17 protein-coding genes are annotated in these 20,747 nt (G+C 61.7%); 8 read left to right on the forward strand and 9 right to left on the reverse strand.

Going from position 1 to position 20,747, the window contains the following annotated elements:
- Window positions 1-4 precede the first annotated feature (4 nt).
- Window positions 5-502 carry a pantetheine-phosphate adenylyltransferase gene (gene coaD, locus G522_RS0112000; RefSeq protein ID WP_026791263.1) on the reverse strand — a complete coding sequence of 166 codons (498 nt, stop codon included), beginning with the start codon at window positions 500-502 and terminating at the stop codon, window positions 5-7.
- A gap of 222 nt (window positions 503-724) precedes the next feature.
- Between coaD and G522_RS0112005 the strand changes: the two genes are divergently transcribed.
- Complete coding sequence (locus tag G522_RS0112005; RefSeq protein ID WP_026791264.1) at window positions 725-973, forward strand: hypothetical protein; 249 nt, start codon at window positions 725-727, stop codon at window positions 971-973.
- Between the two features lie 131 nt (window positions 974-1,104).
- On the opposite strand, the gene gyrA is transcribed toward G522_RS0112005, so the two are convergent.
- The 6 genes from gyrA to G522_RS0112040 all read right to left on the reverse strand — a co-directional run bounded on the left by gyrA (window position 1,105) and on the right by G522_RS0112040 (window position 9,271).
- Window positions 1,105-3,810: a DNA gyrase subunit A gene (gene gyrA / locus G522_RS0112010; RefSeq protein WP_245586650.1), complete on the reverse strand. Its 2,706-nt coding sequence runs from the start codon at window positions 3,808-3,810 to the stop codon at window positions 1,105-1,107.
- 412 nt (window positions 3,811-4,222) lie between these two features.
- Window positions 4,223-4,864 (reverse strand): NAD(P)H-dependent oxidoreductase, encoded by a 642-nt coding sequence (locus tag G522_RS26560; protein WP_036839038.1) that lies wholly within the window; start codon window positions 4,862-4,864, stop codon window positions 4,223-4,225.
- A gap of 151 nt (window positions 4,865-5,015) precedes the next feature.
- Entirely contained in the window at window positions 5,016-6,422 is a 1,407-nt protein-coding gene (der, locus tag G522_RS0112025) for a ribosome biogenesis GTPase Der (RefSeq protein WP_026791267.1), read from the reverse strand.
- Window positions 6,423-6,504: 82 nt separating this feature from the next.
- Complete coding sequence (locus tag G522_RS0112030; RefSeq protein ID WP_051228566.1) at window positions 6,505-7,878, reverse strand: outer membrane protein assembly factor BamB family protein; 1,374 nt, start codon at window positions 7,876-7,878, stop codon at window positions 6,505-6,507.
- A complete protein-coding gene (locus G522_RS0112035; RefSeq protein ID WP_026791269.1) occupies window positions 7,875-8,549 on the reverse strand; it encodes a tetratricopeptide repeat protein in 675 nt (224 codons plus the stop codon). Before G522_RS0112035 ends, G522_RS0112030 begins: the two co-directional genes overlap by 4 nt.
- 146 nt (window positions 8,550-8,695) lie before the next feature.
- Window positions 8,696-9,271, reverse strand: coding sequence for an NnrU family protein (locus G522_RS0112040; RefSeq protein WP_026791270.1), 576 nt, complete (start codon window positions 9,269-9,271; stop codon window positions 8,696-8,698).
- Between the two features lie 188 nt (window positions 9,272-9,459).
- On the opposite strand from G522_RS0112040, the gene G522_RS0112045 reads away from it, so the two are divergent.
- The 5 genes from G522_RS0112045 (at window position 9,460) to G522_RS0112065 (ending at window position 15,935) form a co-directional block, all read left to right on the forward strand.
- A complete protein-coding gene (locus tag G522_RS0112045) occupies window positions 9,460-10,038 on the forward strand; it encodes a L,D-transpeptidase (protein ID WP_245586646.1) in 579 nt (192 codons plus the stop codon).
- Between the two features lie 744 nt (window positions 10,039-10,782).
- Window positions 10,783-10,932 (forward strand): DUF1127 domain-containing protein, encoded by a 150-nt coding sequence (locus G522_RS29555; RefSeq protein ID WP_084633142.1) that lies wholly within the window; start codon window positions 10,783-10,785, stop codon window positions 10,930-10,932.
- Window positions 10,933-11,399: 467 nt separating this feature from the next.
- The gene (trmFO, locus tag G522_RS0112055; protein WP_026791272.1) at window positions 11,400-12,791 is read left to right on the forward strand and encodes a methylenetetrahydrofolate--tRNA-(uracil(54)-C(5))-methyltransferase (FADH(2)-oxidizing) TrmFO; all 1,392 of its coding nucleotides are present in this window, start codon (window positions 11,400-11,402) and stop codon (window positions 12,789-12,791) included.
- Window positions 12,792-12,911: 120 nt separating this feature from the next.
- Window positions 12,912-15,230, forward strand: a complete 2,319-nt coding sequence (locus G522_RS26565; protein ID WP_051228567.1) for a putative bifunctional diguanylate cyclase/phosphodiesterase — start codon at window positions 12,912-12,914, stop codon at window positions 15,228-15,230.
- A gap of 159 nt (window positions 15,231-15,389) precedes the next feature.
- Window positions 15,390-15,935 (forward strand): DUF2087 domain-containing protein, encoded by a 546-nt coding sequence (locus G522_RS0112065; RefSeq protein WP_026791273.1) that lies wholly within the window; start codon window positions 15,390-15,392, stop codon window positions 15,933-15,935.
- Between the two features lie 31 nt (window positions 15,936-15,966).
- Here the strand turns inward: G522_RS0112065 and G522_RS0112070 are convergent, their stop codons facing one another.
- Both G522_RS0112070 and G522_RS0112075 read right to left on the reverse strand, forming a co-directional pair.
- Window positions 15,967-16,914 carry a nucleoside hydrolase gene (locus G522_RS0112070; RefSeq protein WP_026791274.1) on the reverse strand — a complete coding sequence of 316 codons (948 nt, stop codon included), beginning with the start codon at window positions 16,912-16,914 and terminating at the stop codon, window positions 15,967-15,969.
- A gap of 86 nt (window positions 16,915-17,000) precedes the next feature.
- Window positions 17,001-18,008, reverse strand: coding sequence for an SLAC1 anion channel family protein (locus tag G522_RS0112075; RefSeq protein ID WP_026791275.1), 1,008 nt, complete (start codon window positions 18,006-18,008; stop codon window positions 17,001-17,003).
- A 182-nt stretch (window positions 18,009-18,190) separates the two neighbouring features.
- Here G522_RS0112075 and G522_RS0112080 point away from each other — a divergent pair, with 182 nt between their 5' ends.
- Window positions 18,191-19,783 (forward strand): MBL fold metallo-hydrolase, encoded by a 1,593-nt coding sequence (locus G522_RS0112080; RefSeq protein WP_026791276.1) that lies wholly within the window; start codon window positions 18,191-18,193, stop codon window positions 19,781-19,783.
- Window positions 19,784-19,861: 78 nt separating this feature from the next.
- Window positions 19,862-20,653 (forward strand): TOBE domain-containing protein, encoded by a 792-nt coding sequence (locus tag G522_RS0112085; RefSeq protein WP_026791277.1) that lies wholly within the window; start codon window positions 19,862-19,864, stop codon window positions 20,651-20,653.
- The last annotated feature ends 94 nt before the right edge of the window (window positions 20,654-20,747 follow it).

A 20,747-nucleotide genomic window follows, 5' to 3' on the forward strand; every position in this document is an offset into this window, starting at 1 on the left:
CCGTTCAGCTGGCCTGATAGCGGGCGCGGAGTTTCTCTGCGACCTGCGGCGGAACAAAGGCAGCAACGTCTCCACCCAATCGGGCGATTTGTTTGACGAGGCTCGATGCCACATGGCGGACACCGGAAGAGGCGCCGAAGTAGACGGTGTCGATCTCCGGCGCCATGGCCGCGTTCATACCGGCCATGCCCACCTCGACATCGAGATCGGAGCTGTTGCGGATACCGCGCACGATGACGCGCGCGTCATGCCGGCGTGCGATGTCGATGACAAGGCAGGTGAAGGTGACCACCTCGATTTCGCCCTTGGTGCGGGCGGCGATCGGAGCTACCAGATCGCGCAACATGGCCTCGCGTTCGGCAGCGTCGAATTCGCTTTTCTTCTCGTGGTGGACGCCGATGGCAACCACCAGCCTGTCGAACAGGCGGGAAGCGCGCTCGATAATATCGAGATGACCGTAGGTGACCGGATCGAACGAACCGGCGTAAAGGGCTGTCGTCATGGCCACCTGAATAACCGTTTCGCCGGCCGTTAACAACTACGCCACGTCGGAACAGGTGGTCGCGGCGCGCCGCTCCCAGCCCCTAGGCATTTGGTTGCGTTTACCAATCATTAAGCATTAACCCCGATGCGTCCAATCGTCAGGATCACATTAACTGCTGCGTAACGATCACGCCCGAAACTCAGTCCTCACAGCAAGTCTCGCACAGGAAGGCGGACTGACATGACGAAGCATCGAGTACTGCGCTTAAGGAAGATGGCCCTCGTCATAGCTGGGCTTTCTGCCGCCGTCCTATCTATCGGCGCGACGGAGCCCATCTACCCGGAAGTCAGCCGAGGCGACCAGATCTCCGATATCGGCCACTGCGCCATCGAAACGGTCGACGGCCTCAAGGTATGTGCCAGGGAGGCGCGAGCCAGCGGCGGCGTCACGGTGACCACTGTGGCGGCCGGACTTACCATCGTCGAGTGACGAGCCCCTAAAGGGAAGATCAGGCAACGGGACCGTTCCCTGATGCCTCCAGCAAAATGCGGCAAGGGCGCAAGATGGTTGGCCACCATCTTGCGCCCAATCTTTTAGGTACAGCCGAAATGGCGCCAGAATTACTCCTCGGCACCGTTCTCCTCAGCACTGTTCTCTTCGGCGCCAGTCGCCTCTTCGCCGATGTCGGAGATGTGCTCGACCGACACCACCTTCTCGCCTTCGGCCGTGTTGAAGATGCGAACGCCCTTCGAGGCGCGTGAGACGATGCGGATCTGGCTGACCGGTACGCGGATCAGCTGGCCGCCGTCGGACACCAGCATGATCTGATCGGTCGGCTCTACCGGGAAGGCAGCGATCAGCTTGCCGATCTCATCGAGCTTGCTCTGATCGGTCGCCTTGATACCCTTGCCACCACGGCCGGAGATGCGGAACTCGTAGGACGACGAGCGCTTGCCATAGCCCTGCTCGTTGACGGTCAGCAGGAACTGCTGAGCCAGCATCATCTCGGCGTAGCGGTCGGAAGAAAGCGAATCGATGCCGTTGCTCTCTTCCTCTGCATCGTCGGCCGACACCTCTTCCAGTTCCGTCTCCTCCTCGCCCGCCAACCTCTGCTCGGCGGCCCACTGCTTCTGGAAGGCGGTGCGCTCGGCCGGGCTGGCATCGAAGTGGCGAAGGATGGTCATGGAGATCAGTTCGTCGCCCTCGGCGAGCGATATGCCGCGCACGCCGGTGGAGTCGCGCCCCTTGAAGACGCGCACATCGCCGACGGAGAATCGGATGCACTGGCCGAGCGCCGACACCAGCAGGAAGTCGTCATCCTCGGTACAGGTCTCAACGCCGACGATGCCATCCGCCTCGTCGTCGAACTTCATGGCGATCTTGCCATTGCGATTGACCTGCGTGAAGTCGCTCAGCTTATTGCGGCGAACGGTGCCGAGACGGGTGGCAAACACCACGTCGAGGTCAGCCCAGCTCCGCTCATCCTCCGGCAGAGCCAGGATGGAGGTGATACGCTCGCCGTCCTGCAGTGGCAGGATGTTCTTGATGAACTTGCCGCGTGACTGCGGTGTGCCGAGCGGCAGACGCCAGACCTTCAACTTGTAGGCAATGCCGCGCGATGAGAAGAACAGCACCGGCGCATGCGTCGAGGCAATGAACAAGCGGGTGACGAAGTCTTCTTCCTTCGTCGCCATGCCGGAACGTCCCTTGCCGCCACGGTTCTGCGCCCGATATTGCGACAGTGGCACGCGCTTGATGTAGCCCTCGTGCGATACCGTGACCACCATCTCCTCGCGGGCGATGAGGTCTTCATCTTCCATGTCGCCGTCGGACTCGACGATCTCGGTACGACGCGGCGTGGCGTAGGCCGTCTTGATTTCGATCAGCTCGTTGCGGATGATTTCCATCACCCGCTCGCGTGAGGCGAGGATCTCGAGATAGCCCTTGATCTCGTCGGCGAGCTGGTTCAGCTCTTCGGAAATCTCGTCCCGGCCGAGCGCGGTGAGACGCTGCAGACGCAGGTCGAGAATGGCGCGCGCCTGCTCTTCCGATAGGTTGTAGGTGCCGTCCTCATTCACCTCGTGACGCGGGTCGTCGATGAGGCGGATCAATGCTTCGACATCGGCAGCTGGCCAGCGGCGGGTCATCAGCTGTTCGCGGGCGACGCTCGGATCGGGTGCGTTGCGAATGACCGCAATCACCTCGTCGATGTTGGCGACGGCGATGGCAAGACCGACCAACACATGCGCCCGGTCGCGAGCCTTGCCGAGCAGGAAGCGGGTACGCCTTGTCACCACCACCTCGCGGAAGGCGACGAAAGCGCTCAGCACGTCCTTGAGGTTCATCAGCTGCGGGCGGCCACCGTTCAGCGCCACCATGTTGACGCCGAACGACGTCTGCAGCTGCGAGAAGCGGTAGAGCTGGTTGAGCACCACGTCGGCAACGGCGTCGCGCTTTAGCTCGATGACCACGCGGATGCCGTCACGCGAGCTTTCATCGCGAAGATCGGCAATGCCCTCGACGCGCTTCTCACGCACCAGTTCGGCGATCTTCTCGACCATCACCGACTTGTTCACCTGATAGGGAATTTCGGTGACGATCAGTGCTTCACGATCCTTGCGGATCTGCTCGATGGCGACGCGGCTGCGCATGATGACCGAGCCACGGCCCGTCATGAAGGCCGAACGAATGCCGGAGCGACCGAGGATCATGGCGCCGGTCGGGAAGTCCGGACCGGGAATGACCTCCATCAACTCTTCGATGTCGATGTCCGGGTTGTCCATCAGGCGGATGGTGGCATCCACCACCTCGCCGAGATTGTGCGAAGGAATATTGGTCGCCATACCCACGGCAATGCCGCCGGAACCGTTGACCAGAAGGTTCGGGAAGCGGGCCGGCAACACCGACGGTTCCCGCTCGGACCCGTCGTAGTTGGGATTGAAGTCGACGGTATCCTTGTCGAGGTCGTCGGTCAGCGCCTGCGCCACCCTTTCGAGGCGCACCTCGGTGTAACGCATGGCTGCGGCACTATCGCCATCGACAGAGCCGAAGTTGCCCTGCCCGTCGACCAGCGGCAGTCGCATCGAGAACGGCTGCGCCATGCGAACCAGCGCGTCGTAGATCGAGCTGTCGCCATGCGGGTGGTATTTACCGATGACGTCGCCGACCACGCGCGCTGACTTGCGATACGGCTTGTTCCAATCGTAGCCGTTTTCGCTCATCGAATAGAGGATGCGGCGATGCACCGGCTTCAAGCCGTCGCGCACGTCCGGCAGTGCGCGGGACACGATCACGCTCATGGCGTAATCGAGATAGCTGCGCTTCATTTCCTCGATGAGCGACACCGGCTTGATGTCGGTCGGCTCGGCGCCGTCTGGTGTCTTCGTCTCTTCAGCCAAGGGCTTAAACTTCCTGAACTACTCCTCCGCTCGGCCGAATGACCTGACAGCGGCAGGGATTGTCTTTAGGTCTCATCGTCCGATCGGAGAACGCATGATCCTATGCGAACGGGTCTTCCAGATATGCTTCGTTCTAGCCGATTCTGGCGGTAGAAGCCATGGAGCGCCGCCCCCGTCAACAGGCATCGTCTCGGACAAATTTACCTTTTCACATCAACAGATTATTCGGGCTTTTTGTTGGCACCACCCGACAGTCTGGAAAGCTTTCCAAAACTTCACCTAAAAACGAAGCGCCCGCCCTTCCGCGCGGGATGGGCGGGCGCGTCCATTTCCGGCCTCGTCAGCGAATCTCGGTCACAAACTTCTCTCTGGGACGACGCACCTTCTTGAGGTTCACCAGCCAATCCTTGTTCGCCTCGCGATAGCCGAGCGGCAGGATGGTGACCGACCTGAGGCCACGGGTCCGGAGACCGAGCAGCTCGTCGAGCGCCTCGGCATCGAAGCCTTCCATTGGCGTTGCATCCACTTCCAGCATCGCTGCCTCGGCGATGGCGAGACCAAAGCCGATATAGGCCTGGCGGGCGGCGTGTTCGAAGTTGGTACGAGCATCGCGTGGCACATAGGCGGATAACAGACGCTGCCGGTAGGCGTTCCAGTTGATGAGCCGCTCACCCTCGAGGCTTCGTTCCGCCACGACAAAGTCGAAGGCTTCGTTGATACGGTCGGCGGTGTAGGTATCCCACGCGGCGAAGACCAGAAGATGCGAGGCGTCGACCACTTGCGCCTGACCGCTGGCGATCGGCAGGATCTTCGCTTTCACGTCGGGGTTCGTGATGACGAACAGCTCGTAGGGCTGCAAACCGCTCGACGTCGGGGCAAGGCGAGCCGCCTCGACGATCTGGTCGACCTTGTCCTGCGGCACCACGCGGGCCGGATCGAACTTTTTGGTGGCGTAGCGCCAATGAAGCTTTTCGAGGAGCATGAAGGGAATCCTTGGGTTAGCAAAGAACTCCCGAGACTAGGCCGACACCGATGAATGCCGTGGGGCCACCCGGAAGAAGCCCGACACTCACTCGGTATCGACAAACATTCATTGACTTCGCCCCGGGTCACCGAGAAGTGACCATCCGCGCCTACCCCTTTTTGTCGTAAGGGTTATCGCCGCCGGAACGCATTTGCACGCGGATCGGCGTGCCCGGCATTTCGAAGGTTTCCCGAAGGCCGTTCGAGAGATAGCGCATGTAGCTCTCCGGCATCGCCTCAGGGCGCGATCCGAAGATGATGAACATCGGCGGACGCGTCTTGGCCTGGGTGATGTAGCGGATCTTCAGGCGGCGACCGGCGACGGCCGGCGGCGGATGATGCTCGATGAGGCTGGTCAGCCAGCGGTTGAGCCGGCCAGTGGAGATGCGGGTGTTCCAGACGTCATAGGCCCGCACGACGGCCTGCATCAGCTTGTCGATACCCTGGCCGTTAATGCCGGACAGCGTCACCAGTTCGACGCCGCGCACCTGCGGCAACAGCCGCTCGCATTCCTCCCGCAACTCTCGGAGCTTATTGGCCCGATCCTCGACAAGATCCCACTTGTTGAGGCCGATCACCAACGCCCTGCCCTCGCGAACGATCAGGTCGACGATGTGCAGATCCTGCTTCTCGAAGGGAATGGTGGCATCAAGCAGGACGACGACCACTTCGGCGAACTTGATGGCCCGTAGCGCATCGGCAACCGACAGCTTTTCCAGCTTCTCCTGCACCCGTGCCTTGCGACGAAGACCGGCGGTGTCGAACAGCTTTACCTCGCGGTCCTTCCAAACCCAGTCGACCGAGATGGAATCGCGGGTAATGCCCGCCTCTGGCCCGGTGAGCAGTCGATCTTCGCCGATCATCCGGTTGATCAGCGTCGACTTGCCGGCGTTGGGCCGACCGGTAACGGTGATGCGCAGTGGCCGCTGTATCTGCGGCTCAACAAAATTGCCTTCCTCGTCGACATCGAGGTTGACCACCGCTTCCTCGCCGTCGGGTTCGGCAAAGCCGAGGCGCCCCTCAAGTGCATCGCGCACGGCATCGTAGAGATCGGCCATGCCCTGGCCGTGCTCGGCCGAGATGGCGATCGCCTCTCCAAGGCCCAGTTCATAAGCCTCCATCAGGCCCGCCTCGATGCCGCGCCCCTCGGCCTTGTTCGCGACCAGGATCACTTCCCGGTCCATGCGACGGATCATGTCGGAGAAATGCTTGTCGAGCGGCGTGATCCCTGCCCGGGCGTCGTAAATGAACAGAATGGCGTCGGCTTCGCGGATCGCCGTTTCCGTCTGGGCGCGCATGCGGCCTTCGAGCGAGTCCGGATCAGCGTCTTCGAGACCGGCGGTATCGATCACCTGGAAGGTAAGGTCGCCAAGCCGACCATTGCCGGCACGGCGGTCGCGCGTCACGCCGGGCGTATCGTCAACCAGCGCCAGCTTCTTACCGACGAGACGGTTGAACAGCGTAGACTTGCCGACATTCGGGCGGCCGACGAGAGCAACGGTCGGTTGCGCGGACATATTCGAGACTTTCTTCAATAGACATTGCGGCGCCGGATCAGCCGATCCGCCGCCGCTCGTCCGTGTTCATAAAGCGCCGCGTTCAGTTCACGGCGATGAGCGTACCGTCTCCGGCGAGTATCATCATCTTGCCAGAGCTCAGGATGGGCGCAATAGCGCCGCTAAAACCAATTTCAGTCGTAGTGCCGAGCGCACCCGTGACCGCATCCACCGAGGCGATACGACCGTCGTTGGAGGTCGCCCAGAGCTTGCCCGCCGCCATGACAGGCCCAGCCCACGAACCCTTGCGGTTCGACGACGGCTTGGCCGGCAACGTCTGCGCCCAGATCACCTTACCGGTCTTGAGGTCGAATGCGATCATCCGATTCTCAAGATCGATCAGGAACAGGCTGCCGCCCGAGACAATGGGCGTCTCGGCACTGCCGATTGGCTGCTGCCAGCGGACATCGCCGGTTTTGAGATCGATGGCAACCAGCGAACCGCCGATACCGGTGGCGTAGACCGCGTCACCATGGATCACCGGGCTCGCCGAAGCATCACGCAGGCCGGTGATCGCCGAGATTGAGCTACTGCCGGTAATCGAGGCCTGCCATTTCGCCGCGCCAGTGGCAAGATCGAACGCCTGAATCTGGCCCGTCGAACCGGCAACCACGACGGTATCGGCCGAGATCGCCGCGCTGCCAGCGCCGACCAATGCCGCGCCCGATACCTCGGTCGAGGCACGCCAACCGGCTGCACCGGTCGCGGCGTCAAAGGCCTGGACGACGCCCGATTGGGCCGTGACCACCACCTTGCCGCCACCGACGGCAGGCGCCGAGCGAGCCGGCGCATCGAGTTTGACGCGCCAGACAATCGAACTAGAGGCGGCATCGATGGCGAGCAGCTCGCCGTAACCGGTTGCCGCGTAGACCCGGCCGCCCGACACGGCCAGTCCACCGCCGCCCACCGCGTCGCCCGCACTGGCCGGATAGGCGTTGACGTGCCAGGTTGCACCACTGTTGGCCACTTTGAAGCCCGAAACAACGCCAGCGGCATCGTAGACATAAACGATACCATCGGCCGCCACCGGGCGCGCCGAAATACCCCGCCCCTTGCTGGTGGAAAGGCCCATCATGCCATTGCCAAAGCCGGACTGCCCACCCTTCATCGACCAATAATGCACGCCCTGCAGGGCACCGGCGACATTGCCGGGATCATTGGTCGCCGTGCCGCCGGGCTGCGACCATGCGGCAAGCGCGGTGGCTGCACCAATGGTTGCTCGCCCGTTGGTGATCCCTCGCGTCGGGTCCGAGACGGCCAGAATCGAGGTGCGGTTCCCCTCGGCGACCGTATGGTTTTTCTTGAACGGATTGAGCGAAGAGATGGAATCCATCGCCGAATCCGAGCCGCAGCCACCAATCGTCGCGGCGACGGCCAGTGCGAGGACGGCCGAGGAAAGGCGCAGGAGAACTGTCATCCGGCTGCTCCATTAACGTCACCGGCCTCGGAAATCGCGAGGTCGCGCAGAATCCGGGCACGAGCCCGCACGTCCGCCGGCGTTGCCGGGTCGTCCGTCAGCTTGCGGGCCTCTTCACTGACGCCCTTCCAGTCCTCGGCACGCACGGAAGCCAGCGCGATGATCTCGCGCGCGGCGTGCCGCCAAGGCGAAATGTCGTTGTTATAGCCGGAGACTCGCGCCTTGATTTGCTCGACGTTTTCCCGGTCGACGGCAATCAGCGCGGCACGGATGGCGGCAAGATCGCGGAAGGCCTGATCGACGCCGGATGCCTTGGAAAGATCTTCGAAAGCGGCCAGCGCATTGTCGGTCTCGCCCATCGCCGCATGCTCGGACGCGGCACGGAAACGGGCAAGGACCTGATATTGCGCCGGCGCGCTGCCGGCATAGAGCGCGAGCGACTCGGCAAGCTCTTTATGATCGCCGGCCTTGGCCGAGGCGAGCACCTGCGAATAAGCATCACCCGCCGCATTGGCGCGGCTGGTCGCCCAGTAGTCGTAACCGCGCCAGGCCGCGGTGACGGCAACAATGACACCGGCCGCCACATAGAGCACCCAGCCATAGCGCTTCCATAGGCCCGTCAGCCTATCACGGCGCAGGTCTTCTCCGACTTCGTCGAAAATATCAGACATCTTCTATCCAACTATCGGTCCGCAATCCCAGAGATCGCAGCCCATGGCCCGGCTTGCGCCGACGTAAGTCCGCGCATTTCATTGACGCCGTTTACAGCCTTTTTTGCCACGACGCCACTTCTTCATACACGACAGGTTCCAGTCCGTCACAGCAGCGGCATGCCAATCAACCAGTCGTGCAGAACGAACAGGAAAGCCGCCCAAATTGCCAGCCCGACCGCCACGGCAATCCAGTCATTCCTCGGCTCGGGCGACGCCGTCGAAGCGGCGGTCATCGGTCGTGCGATCAAGGAGAAACGCGCAACAAGTGTCCACACGAAGAAGACGGCGCTGAGCAGCACGCCCGCCAGCGTCCCGATCGCCAGCGCATGGGCAACCGACCAAAGCGTCACCGACATCAACATGGGATGGCGAACGAAGCGGCCAATCCGCGTCGGCACAGGAAAGAAAGACGCAATGAGGAGCGGCAGGGCCACCAGCATCAAGGTGAAGGCAAAATCGCGCGCCCAGAATGGCGGCTCGAACAGCACCACCGGATCCTGCCTGGCAAGGCCATAGCCGTAGATGATGAGGATGAGGCCAGCGAGCGAGACCAGCGAGTAGACGCCGCGCCAAGGGTTGTAGCCCATGCGATCGATCGCCGCACTCCGCACGGTTGGCGCCAGGATGTAAATCGAATGCATGCCGATGAAGAGAACGAGACCGACGAGGAAGATGGACATCTCCGCCCCTTGAGTAGCAGAAGAAGACCGACCCGAGGATCGGCCAAAGCGGCGGCGCCAGCTACCGCCCGGCCTCCGCCCATTTCCTAGAAATTAGCTAAAAAGCGCCAAATCCGGCAAACATCGCGATGACCATAATCAATTAACGCTTGCGTGCAATAGTAGTCCGCATCTTTACGGGGGATGTCATGTATCGCGTCTTCGCCCTGTTGGGATTGTCCTTCTGTTTGGCGACTGCCTCGCAGGCACATGCTACCACGGTCGGCGATCCGAGCTTCGACAATACCACCATGCGCCCGTCGCTGTTGCCAAGTGGGCATAGCGGCGAATTGGCTATGACACTGCCACCGGCCGCCGATATTGCCGAGGCGCTTGGCACCGGTCCGGCGACACGACAGGCTCTCGGCCCCCAGGTCATGGTGCGCGTCGATATTTCTTCGCAGACCATGACCATATTGGTCCATGGCAAAGTCGCCTATGTCTGGAAGGTATCGACGGCGAGACGCGGCTACGCGACGCCGACCGGCTTCTGGACGCCGTATCGCATGCACGTCATGTGGCGCTCGCGGAAATACGATAACGCGCCGATGCCGCACTCTATCTTCTTCTACGAAGGCTTTGCCATTCATGCGACGCCCTATGTGAAGCGCCTGGGCACACCGGCCTCGCATGGCTGCGTTCGTCTGCACCCAGACAACGCCAAGACCCTGTTCGCGCTTGTTCGCCAATACGGGCCATCGACTGTTCGCGTGTCCATAGAAAAGTAGGCTGGCGACAACAGTTCTTCGGTTGCCGCTCACACACCGCGACATGCGGCTTTCGACTCGCGCATCGGCTTTGCGCTATCGCCTTATCGATCGCTGAGTGCATGGCGCCACGATGCCCCCCTGTCGGGCAAGACGCTGCCTCGCGCCGTCTAGCTCCGGCGCCCCTCCTCGCTCCCATCAACCGCTACAACAGCTCCGCATCAGCCGCAGCAGTTTTGTCCATGACAACGCTGACATAATCGGACAATCATCCATATGGAAGCCCACTTGCCGGGAAAACGATTCAACCAGCCTCACCGAACCAAGCACAAAGCCCCAAACCTAACCAAAAGACTTAAGTGCATTCACATAGATATTTTTGAGCGCCTCCAAACTCACCACGACCATTCATAACCATCTCCCGTATTCAAAATTTCTTTCGCCGGGTTTTAGCGCAGGTATTTGCTGCACTGCAGCATTAGGTAGTTTTTGAGTAGATCACCTCAGAATTGACCTCATCCGCTTCGAAAAACGGCAAATTGGCGACCTGACCCCCGTCTAAAGTCGCATTTCAGCCGCATTTCGCCCTCCGCAGAATTAACTTTTTAACGATCAAATGCTGCCGCGCGAAAACTGCATTCCTGACATGCAGCCCCCCCTCTAGCCCCGCATGGCTCGTTCCCCTAATTATCGGGGTGTCGAGAGCGAAGCGCAGCAGACGAGACTGAAGAGCGCAGCGCCTCACAACCCGAATGGATGAATGAAATGCTGGACACCGTTGTCAACAAGCTCCGCAGCTACCGCAAGTACCAGGAGACCTATCGTGAGCTCTCCCGCCTGAGCACTCGCGAGCTTGCCGACCTGGGCATCTCCCGCGGAGAGATCTCGAACGTCGCTCGCAAGGCCACGCTCTGAACCCACGAAATTAGGCTCGCCTGCCGAACTATCCTCCTCCCAGTTCCGCGGCGACCCTGATAGACACCCTGCCGGTTCCTCCTCCCTCCGGCCGGTGTCTTGGAAAGATGGTCCTCCTCCCCCATCTTTCTGTTAGGCGACGATGGTCCTTTCCTCCTCCCAGGACCATTTCGCCGGATTTGTGAGTACCGACCTGCCCGTCCTCCTCCCTGGGCATTGTCGGTTTGATCGCAGCAATCCTCCTCCCTTGCTGCGGTCGTCCTACGATGCACCTCCTCCCGCATCGTAGGTTAGCTGTAGCGGCATACCTCCTCCCATGCCGTCTACAGAAAATTGCAGCGCCCACCGGATCTCCTCCCCCGGTGGGCGTTTGCATTTTGGAGGTGCTCCCCATTTGAAGCCCATCGCTCCGGACAGCCGTCAGGAAAACCGCTGCACGCGCTCGACGGACGTGCTATCCCCCCGCCATGACCCAACAGACCCCCGCCCCCGTTCATATCGTCGGCGCCGGCCTTGCCGGCTCGGAAGCCGCCTGGCAGCTCGTCTCTCGCGGAATTCCGGTCGTTCTTCATGAAATGCGCCCGCGTCGTGGCACGGAAGCGCACAAGACTGGCGGCTTCGCCGAGCTGGTGTGCTCCAATTCTTTCCGCTCCGACGATCACGAGAACAATGCTGTCGGCTTGCTGCACGAAGAGATGCGTCGCGCCGGTTCGTTGATCATGGCTTCGGCCGACACCAACAAGGTTCCCGCAGGGGGCGCGTTGGCCGTCGATCGCGAGGCTTTCTCGGAAAAGGTCACGGCCACACTGCGCGCCCATCCGCTGGTCACCGTAATCGAAGGTGAGGTCGACGGCCTGCCGCCCGAAGATTGGGGCGATGCGATCGTCGCCACCGGCCCGCTAACCTCGCCGTCACTTGCCGATGCCATTCGCGCCACCACGGGCGCCGCCTCGCTCGCATTCTTCGACGCCATCGCACCGATCGTCCATTTCGACAGCATCGATATGGAAAAGGCGTGGTTCCAGTCGCGCTACGACAAGCCCGGCCCCGGCGGTACCGGCGCCGACTACATCAACTGTCCGCTGGATCGCGACCAATATGAAGCCTTTATCGACGCGCTGCTTGCCGGCGACAAGACGGAGTTCAAGGATTTCGAGAAGACGCCCTATTTCGATGGTTGCCTGCCGATCGAGGTGATGGCCGAACGAGGCCGCGAGACATTGCGTCATGGACCGATGAAACCGGTCGGCTTGACCAACCCTCGCGACCCCACCGTGAAGTCCTATGCCATCGTCCAGCTCCGCCAGGACAACGCCCTTGGCACGCTCTACAACATGGTCGGCTTCCAGACGAAGCTGAAATACGGTGCCCAGGCAGAGATCTTTCGAATGATTCCGGGCCTGGAAAAGGCGGAATTCGCCCGGCTCGGCGGTCTTCACCGCAATACCTATCTCGATAGCCCGCGCCTGCTCGATCCAGTTCTGCGTCTTAAGGCGGCGCCGCGCCTTAGATTCGCGGGACAGGTGACCGGTTGCGAAGGCTATGTCGAGTCGGCCTCGGTCGGCCTTCTGGCGGGCCGCTTCGCCGCCGCCGAGCGACTTGGCGCTGTTGCCACCCCGCCACCGCCAACAACCGCGCTTGGCGCCCTGCTCGGACATATCACTGGCGGGCATATTTCAGCCGAAACCGAGGGAGCGCCCCGTTCCTTCCAGCCGATGAACGTCAACTTCGGGCTGTTCCCACCCATCGAGGTGCCGCGCGAACCCGGGCAGCGGTTACGGGGCAATGAGAAGACTATCGCGAAACGTCAGGCGATCTGCCGCCGCGCTCTCGTCGAGCTCGCCGACTGGCTCGGTTGACGCCCGGAAATTTGCGTAACGACGGAGCGTTATCAACCGGAAGAAGTATTTGCTGCAGCAGTAATAATTACAAAAGGAAAATCTGGCTTATACAGAAGCAGCGACTCTTCTGGAAAGCACATGATGGCTCCTGGCCGGCTGCTTCAGATTTTGCGGCGCACTATCGGGTGGGTTGTGCGGCCCGCCAGCTTGCCTGCGCTGATCGCGCTGATCGCCGTCGGTTTGCTCGGCCTGCTGGCGGATTATCAGAACCGACAGATATTCGAACAGCATGCCCGGGCAACCGTCGCCGATCGCCTGTCCGTCATCCGCGCGCGTCTTGAAGGCAACATCAGTCGCGACATCCAGATCGGCCGTGGCGTCGTGGCGGCCTTCGCCACCCGCCCGACCCTAGGCGAGACGGAGTTCGCCAATCTCATCGAGCATCTTCTGGCAACCGGCTCCGATCTTCGCCTGATCGCCGCCGCGCCGGACATGGTCGTCCGCATGGTCTACCCGCTCGTTGGCAATGAGAAGGTGGTGGGGCTCGACTATGCCAGCACGCCATCTCAGCGAGATGCCGTCTTGCGCGCACGAGCAACCGGCCGGCTGGTGATGGCAGGCCCACTGCAACTGGTTCAAGGCGGCATTGGCATCGTCGGACGCTTTCCCGTCCAGATCAATCGACACGACGAGCCCCCCATTTTCTGGGGAATTGTCTCGGCGGTGATCGACGTCGACCGCCTCTATGCCAACAGCGGCATTACAGCCGCCGATTTCGATCTCGATTTGATGATACGCGGGCGTGACGGCAAAGGCTCAGATGGCGAGATTTTCTTCGGGTCGGAGAACGTGCTGACGCACAGCCCGCTGGTCACCATGGTCAGCATTCCCGGCGGCACCTGGGAACTGGCCGCGACCCCCAAAGGCGGCTGGCCGGCACCGCCCAATATCATCGTGTTCAGGTTGATGATCATTTTCATCGGTGCGCTGGTCGTTGTGCCGATCTTCGTCACCAGTCACCTCTACGCCGAGCGGCGGCGCAATCTGGACGAACTCAGCGAGGCCAAGAGACTGGCAGAGGCCCGCAACAGTCAGCTGGAGGAAGCCAACCGTCGCGTTCGGCACACCTCGTTACACGACGAACTCACAGGTCTGCCGAATCGCCGCTATCTGATGAATCAGCTCGACCGCTTGGAATCCAACGCACCGGCAGGCACCGCCCGGATCGCGATCCTGCATATCGATCTCGATCGTTTCAAACAGGTCAACGATGCCTATGGGCACGCGGCGGGCGACTATTTACTCCAGCACGCTGCCAACCTGATGCGCACCGTGTTTAGGCCCGATGACATCGTAGCTCGTATCGGCGGCGACGAGTTCGTGGCCATCTGTATCAGCGAAGAACCGGAAGCGCTCGCCCGTGCATTGGCCGGTGACCTGATTGCCGGCTTCCGCCACCCGATCGACTTGGGTGAAATCCGCTGCCGCAGCGGCTTGTCCATCGGCATCGCCTGCTCCGGCCTCCGCGACAGCCAACCGTCCAAGCTGCTGATCGACGCCGACATCGCACTCTACCGGGCCAAGAAACTCGGACGCAATCGCTTCGAATTTTTCACCAGGGCTTTGGAGGCCGAGGTCGTCACTGCCAAACGCTTGGCGGACCAAATACTGACCGGCATCGAGGAAGGGCAGTTCACAGCCCATTACCAGCAGCAGTTCGATGCGCAGACACGCGAGGTCGTTGGCCTCGAAGCGTTGGTCCGCTGGAACCATCCAACCGAAGGGCTTGTCGCGCCTCCCCGCTTCCTCAAAGTGGCTGAGGACATCAACGCCCTGCCCGTTCTCGATCATCTTGTCTTGGAGACCGCGCTCAATCATCGTCTGCGCTGGGCCGCCGCCGGCCTGCTGGTCCCGAAAATTGCGGTCAATGTTTCGATGGGCAGGCTGCGCGACGAGCGCCTTGTCGATACGCTCCGGACGATGGCGATCCAACCGGGAACGCTGTCATTCGAGCTGACCGAGGCGATCTATCTCGACGACACCGACGAGACGGTTGCCGACAATATTCGCTCTCTCAAGGAACTGGGCATAGAAATCGAGATCGATGACTTCGGCACCGGCTATGCGTCGATCGTCAGCCTGATGCGGCTACAACCGAACCGTCTCAAGATCGCTCGCCAACTCACCGCAGCCGTTTCCTCCTCCTTTGCCCAGCGCCAGCTCATCCGCGCCATCGTCGAGATCGCACGAACGAAAGGCATCGGAGTCGTGGCCGAGGGTGTCGAAACCATGGAACAAGCCGACATTTTGGCGGATCTTGGCTGTCAGATACTGCAAGGCTACGCCCTTGGACGACCGGTGGATGCTGACGCGCTGGCGCATATGATGCTGCACGAAAGTGCGAGCGGTGCGGACCTTCAGGCCGATCGGCTTGTTTCCGAGGGCAATCAGAGCTAAGGAAACGCTTGGTCGGCAGTTCACCAAGGCGTCGCTGTCCCCCTGGGGAAGCTAAACCTGCCAATTTCCAAGCAAACTCGACGGACACTCGTCCCGTGCCCCGCCGCAAGCCAGCGACCAGCGACAATCAGCAATGATCGGCACGTTCGAGGATAGATCATGTCCAGAGACATCTTACCCTTCATCGCACCCGACATGTCGGCGCTTGCCAAAACACTCGGCCGCGAACTTGGGCTTATCGACGGCAAGCCCGGGCATGTGCAGCTTCTGAATATGCTGGCGCGTGGCGTTGGCTACCGGAATTTTCAGCATTTCCGAGCCGCTTGTCTGGCCGAAGAGCGTCTTGCCGAGCCGCCCTGCGCGCAGGAGCCTGTCGATTACGCGCTTGTCGAGAGGGTATCCGGCCACTTCGACGGCGAGGGACGGCTTATCCGCTGGCCATCGCGCTACGGTCACCAATGCCTCGCGCTCTGGGTAATCTGGACGCGCCTTCAGGCGGGGAACGTCTACAGCGAATTCGACGTCAGCGTGGTCATCCGCAACAACCATCTCTTTGGCGACCACGCCCTGATCCGGCGCGCCATGATCGACGTCGGCCTGCTTGTTCGAACGCTCGACGGACGTGAGTATCGGCGGGTCGAGCGCAAGCCGCCCGGCGAAGCCTTGGCGCTGATCCGTCGCGTGGAGGCCCGCGCCGCCGCATGAAGCGGATCGACGCCATCGGAGGGCATGTCCGTCAGACTTTGCGCGCCGCGTAAAGCCGCTCGATGACGAGATCGAAATAGCCGTCGGCATCGATCTCGGTCAGAACCAGGGCGTTCCTGGGTCGGCTGGTCACCGAATGCCAGTCGACCACCGTCATGCCGCGTGTCAGCTCGTCACAGGAGATTTCGACATTGACGAGACGTCCTCTGAACAGCTCGGGCTTCAACAGGTAGGCCGTGACGGTCGGGTCGTGCAGCGGCCCGCCGTCCATGCCCCAAGCCTTTTCGTCGAAGCGCTTGTTCCACTCCAGAAGATGGTAGAAGGCCTCCATATGCGGCCCGCCCATGGCGCGCAGCTTGTCGAGACGGGGCTTCTTGGTCAGCGCCGTATGGGTGCAGTCGAGCGGGATCATGACGATCGGTGCACCGCATTCAAACACCTTCTTCGCCGCTTCCGGATCGACATAGATGTTATACTCGGCGGCGGGCGTGACGTTGCCCCCCTCGGAACGGGCGCCCCCCATCAGCACGATGCCTTCCAGGCGCTCCGCAAGGCGAGGCTCCCTCGCCATGGCCAGAGCGATGTTGGTGAGCGGTGCGAGACAGCAGAGCGTCACCGTCTTCTCTGGCCGCGACATGACGAGTTCGACGATCTTGTCGGGTGCAAACCCTTCCGCAGCTGTCGCCACCGGATCTGGCAGATCATAGCCTTCGAAACCGGTCGCGCCGTGCACGTATTCCGCGGTCTCCAGCACACGCACGATCGGCCCGGCGGCACCGGCATACACCGGAACGTCGGCGGTCCGCTCCACCAACTCCAACGCCTTCAGCGCGTTGCGGGTGGTGTGGTAAAGTGGCACGTTTCCACCGACCGTCGTGATCGCCAAAAGCTCGAGTTCGTTTGGCGAACCGAGCGCCATCAGGAAGGCGACAGCATCGTCTGGCGACGGATCGGTATCGATGATGATGGACTTGACCATGAACGGCTCCGGAAAGGCCTGTCGGCCCCGAAGCCTTATCCATTCAATTACCTAGAGGCAACGACCAATCGTCCGGACATAGCTGCTCAATCCGAAACGAACAGCTTGCCGTTGGCGAGCCCCAGCAACGTCGCCAACACCACGACCAGCACCAGGAGTGTGGCAAGTGAAAGCTGCGCCCACAGCAGCCAGTCGGCATAGGGAAAGGGATAGGCCCGTACCAGCGTGAATAGCGCCACGGTAAAGGCGGCTGCCGGGAAGGTGTAGCTCCACCAGGAAAGCGCCAGCGGCGCTTTCAAGAAGCGCGGCAAGATAGTGAGGAACACCAGGGCGAGAAAAGCTGCATAGCCGAACAGGGCCAACGCCGGCCAATCGACCTTGCCCTGAAGCGCCACCAGCGACAGGAAAGCGACCGATGGCGGCGCCAGAAACAGCACCAGCGTCGGCTTCAGCTTATCGGGAAAAGCCGGACCGGCCGCGATCCGCTGGAACAACAGCGGCTGCACGGTCAACCAGAAAATCATACCGATGCCGAACAGCAGCCACGAGGGCATGACGAGGCCCAGCCGGACGCCGAATACCGGCGCCAGCAGCATGCCGACCAGCGGAATCAGCGTCGGCGGCATCAGCGACATCGGGTCGTTGCGTGGCGTCAGCATAAGGCCGCGCACCGTGAGTAGCGCCACCAGAAGATGTAGCGTCACCGCAATCGTCCAGGCCCAGAAGGCGGCGACGGGTTGCGTTGGAATCAGCATGGCCGAGATCATCATCAGGCCGATGGTGAAGGCTCCGGCAAAGGCGGCACGGGCCGGATGACCAAGGTCGGCAAATAGCGCGCGTGGATGACGAATCTCCCTCCAGATCAGAAGGAGCGTCAGCAGGCCCCAGACCAGCGCCGCTACCGACAGCAGCGCCTCGCCCGGGAAGGACGGCATACCGAAATATGCCGTCGCCTCGCGCCAGGCCAGACCGAGACCGCCAATCCCCATCGGTGCCGAGAACAGCGGGAACGGCAGGTGGGCGGTGCGGCTCGGCCGCGCTGACGCAATCTTCGGCTCCGCTTCGTCGCGGTCGGTTGTGCTGGCGGTCGCCATGTCGGCCTCCTCGCGCGGGCGAAACTCCGCGACATGCCATCATTTTCTCACAGGGAGGCTAAGGCTCCGTAAAGCCTAAATAACGCAAGTTGGTCCTTAAGCCGCCTTGCCAAGCCAGTCGAAGCCACCAGTATGAAGGGAGCGCCGGCAAGCCGTCGGCCATCGTTATCCGAGGTGTTCTGATGCCCAGCCAACCCGTCATCACATTTCATGGTGCCGCGGAGACCGTCACCGGTTCCTGTCACATGGTCGAGTCTGGCGGACATCGGATCCTGATCGACTGCGGCATGTTCCAAGGTTCCAAGACCGAGAAGGAGCTCAACTATCGCGCCTTTCCCTTTGATCCGCATGCTATCGACGCCTTGATTCTGACGCACGCTCACATCGACCATTCCGGTCTCATTCCGAAACTCGTCAAGGATGGGTTCAAAGGCCCAATCTTCGCTTCAGCGCCGACGATCGATCTCTGCAAGGTGATGCTGCCCGATTCCGCCCACATCCAGGAGATGGAAGTGGAACAGCTCAATCGTCGCAACAAACGGCGTGGTCGACAGGAAGTGACGCCGATTTATACGCTGCTTGATGCCATGGAGGCTGTGCGGCAGATGCGGCCGGCGCAGCTCGGCGAATGGCGGGATGCGGCACTGGGTTTTCGCTTTCGATTCTGGAATGCCGGCCACCTGCTCGGTTCGGCATCGGTCGAGCTTGAAGCGACCGGCGGCGACCGGCCGGTGCGGATCCTATTTTCGGGCGATCTCGGACCGGACAACAAGCTCTTGCAGTCGGAACCAGAAGCTCCGGCTGGCTGGGATCATGTGGTGATGGAATCCACCTACGGCGATATCGACCGTCAGGAAGTGACCGAGGCTCGCCGTCGGGCGGAGCTGCGCGACGAGGTGCGGGCGGCAATCAACCCGGACGGTGTGCTGCTCATCCCTTCCTTCGCCGTCGAGCGCACGCAGGAGCTGCTTGCCGACCTCGTCCATCTGTTCGAGACAGGCCAAGTGCCGCCCTGCCCCATCATTATCGACTCTCCGCTAGCCAATCGGGCGAGCCAGATCTTTCGCTCCTACGCGCGCACGCTCGATAACGGCGACCTGCTGCTACGCGCCTTCGCCTCGCCGCACGTCCGCTTCACCGAAAGCGTCGAACAATCGATGGCACTCGACCAGATGCACGGGTTCCATATTGTCATCTCGGCGTCCGGCATGTGTGAGGCCGGTCGTATCCGCCATCGTCTGCGCAACTGGCTGTGGCGCTCCGAGGCGACGGTGCTGCTGGTTGGCTATCAGGCGGTTGGCACGCTCGGACGTTTGCTCGCCGACGGCGCACCGGTGGTTCGCATGAAAGGCGAGCAGATCGACGTCCGCGCCCGTATCCGCAAGCTGGATCTTTATAGCGGTCACGCGGATGGCCCGGAACTGGCCGCCTGGCTCAGGAAACGGCTGCCGGTGTCTGGCACCGTCTTCATGGTACATGGCGAGGAGAAAGCCATTGGAGGCCTGAGGGTGCGGCTTTCCGAGAATCTGCCTCAAGAACACCTTGTCGACCCGCGGCTCGATACCTCCTACCGGCTCGGCCACGCGACCGCCGTTGAAATTGTCGATACCACCAGAAAGCCGCGCATCGACCCATTGCAGGCTGGCCGCACTGATTGGCATAACGACTTCCAGGGGCTCCTTCTTGATATCCAGTCGGAAATCGGTAAGGCAGCGGATGAGAAAGCGCGCTCCAGGGTGATCCGACGGCTCAGGAATGCGCTTGCCGCCGAATAGGCGACAGTTTCGCTCGTCATCCCCAAGGGCTAGAACGAAGGGCCGGCTTAAGGCCGCCGGCAAAAGGAACGGTCCGCTATGCCGATCAATGCCTCGATCACTCTCAAGAGCGACGGCCCGTCGTCAGTGAATAGCGACCGTGTTCGTCTCTTGGAAGCGGTCGCCCGCGAGGGAAGCATTTCGGCGGGAGCCAAGGAGGTCGGCATCACCTACAAAGCGGCCTGGGACTGGATTGATGCCCTTTCCAACCTGTTCGGCCAGCCGATGCTCGAAACGCGCACCGGCGGCAAGGCCGGCGGTGGCGCCACGCTGACTCCAGCCGGCACCAAGGTGATCGAAGCTTATCGGCGTATGGAAGCGGAAATGGCCCGCGTCGTCCGCCTGATCGAGCCCGACCTCGCCGGCAGCGGCATTTCTCCCCTCAACCTCTTCTCGGGTTATTTCATGCGAACCTCGGCGCGCAATGCTCTTCGCGGCACCATCGTCTCCATCGATGCCGATACCCTGAACGCCGACATCGGTGTCGCCGTATCGAACGAGACCACCATCCGCGCCACCGTCACCGCCGGCAGCCTCAAGGATCTTGGCCTGGTTGTCGGGCGTGAGGCCATTGTACTCATCAAGGCGCCGTTCGTGATGATCGCTCCCGGCATTGAGCGGCCGGCCATCTCCGTCGCCAACTGCATTGCCGGCCGCATCGCCCGCATCGAGCGTGGTGCGGTCAATGCCGAAGTGGTGCTCGATGTCGGCGGCGGCAAGTCGCTGATCGCCTCGATCACCGCCCGCTCGGTCGATACTTTGTCGCTCCAGGAAGGTGCTCCCGCCTTCGCACTGTTCGACGCCAGTCATGTGATCGTCGCCATCGACTGACCGTCCGATTGCATTCAGCCGGCGACTCCTGACACATTTTGCCGGCGACAGATGCGATCATCACAGTCTCTGCAATCAATGTTCTCACGCCGTC

This window comes from Pleomorphomonas oryzae DSM 16300, from assembly GCF_000422965.1.
In the GTDB taxonomy this organism is placed as follows: Bacteria; Pseudomonadota; Alphaproteobacteria; order Rhizobiales; family Pleomorphomonadaceae; genus Pleomorphomonas; species Pleomorphomonas oryzae.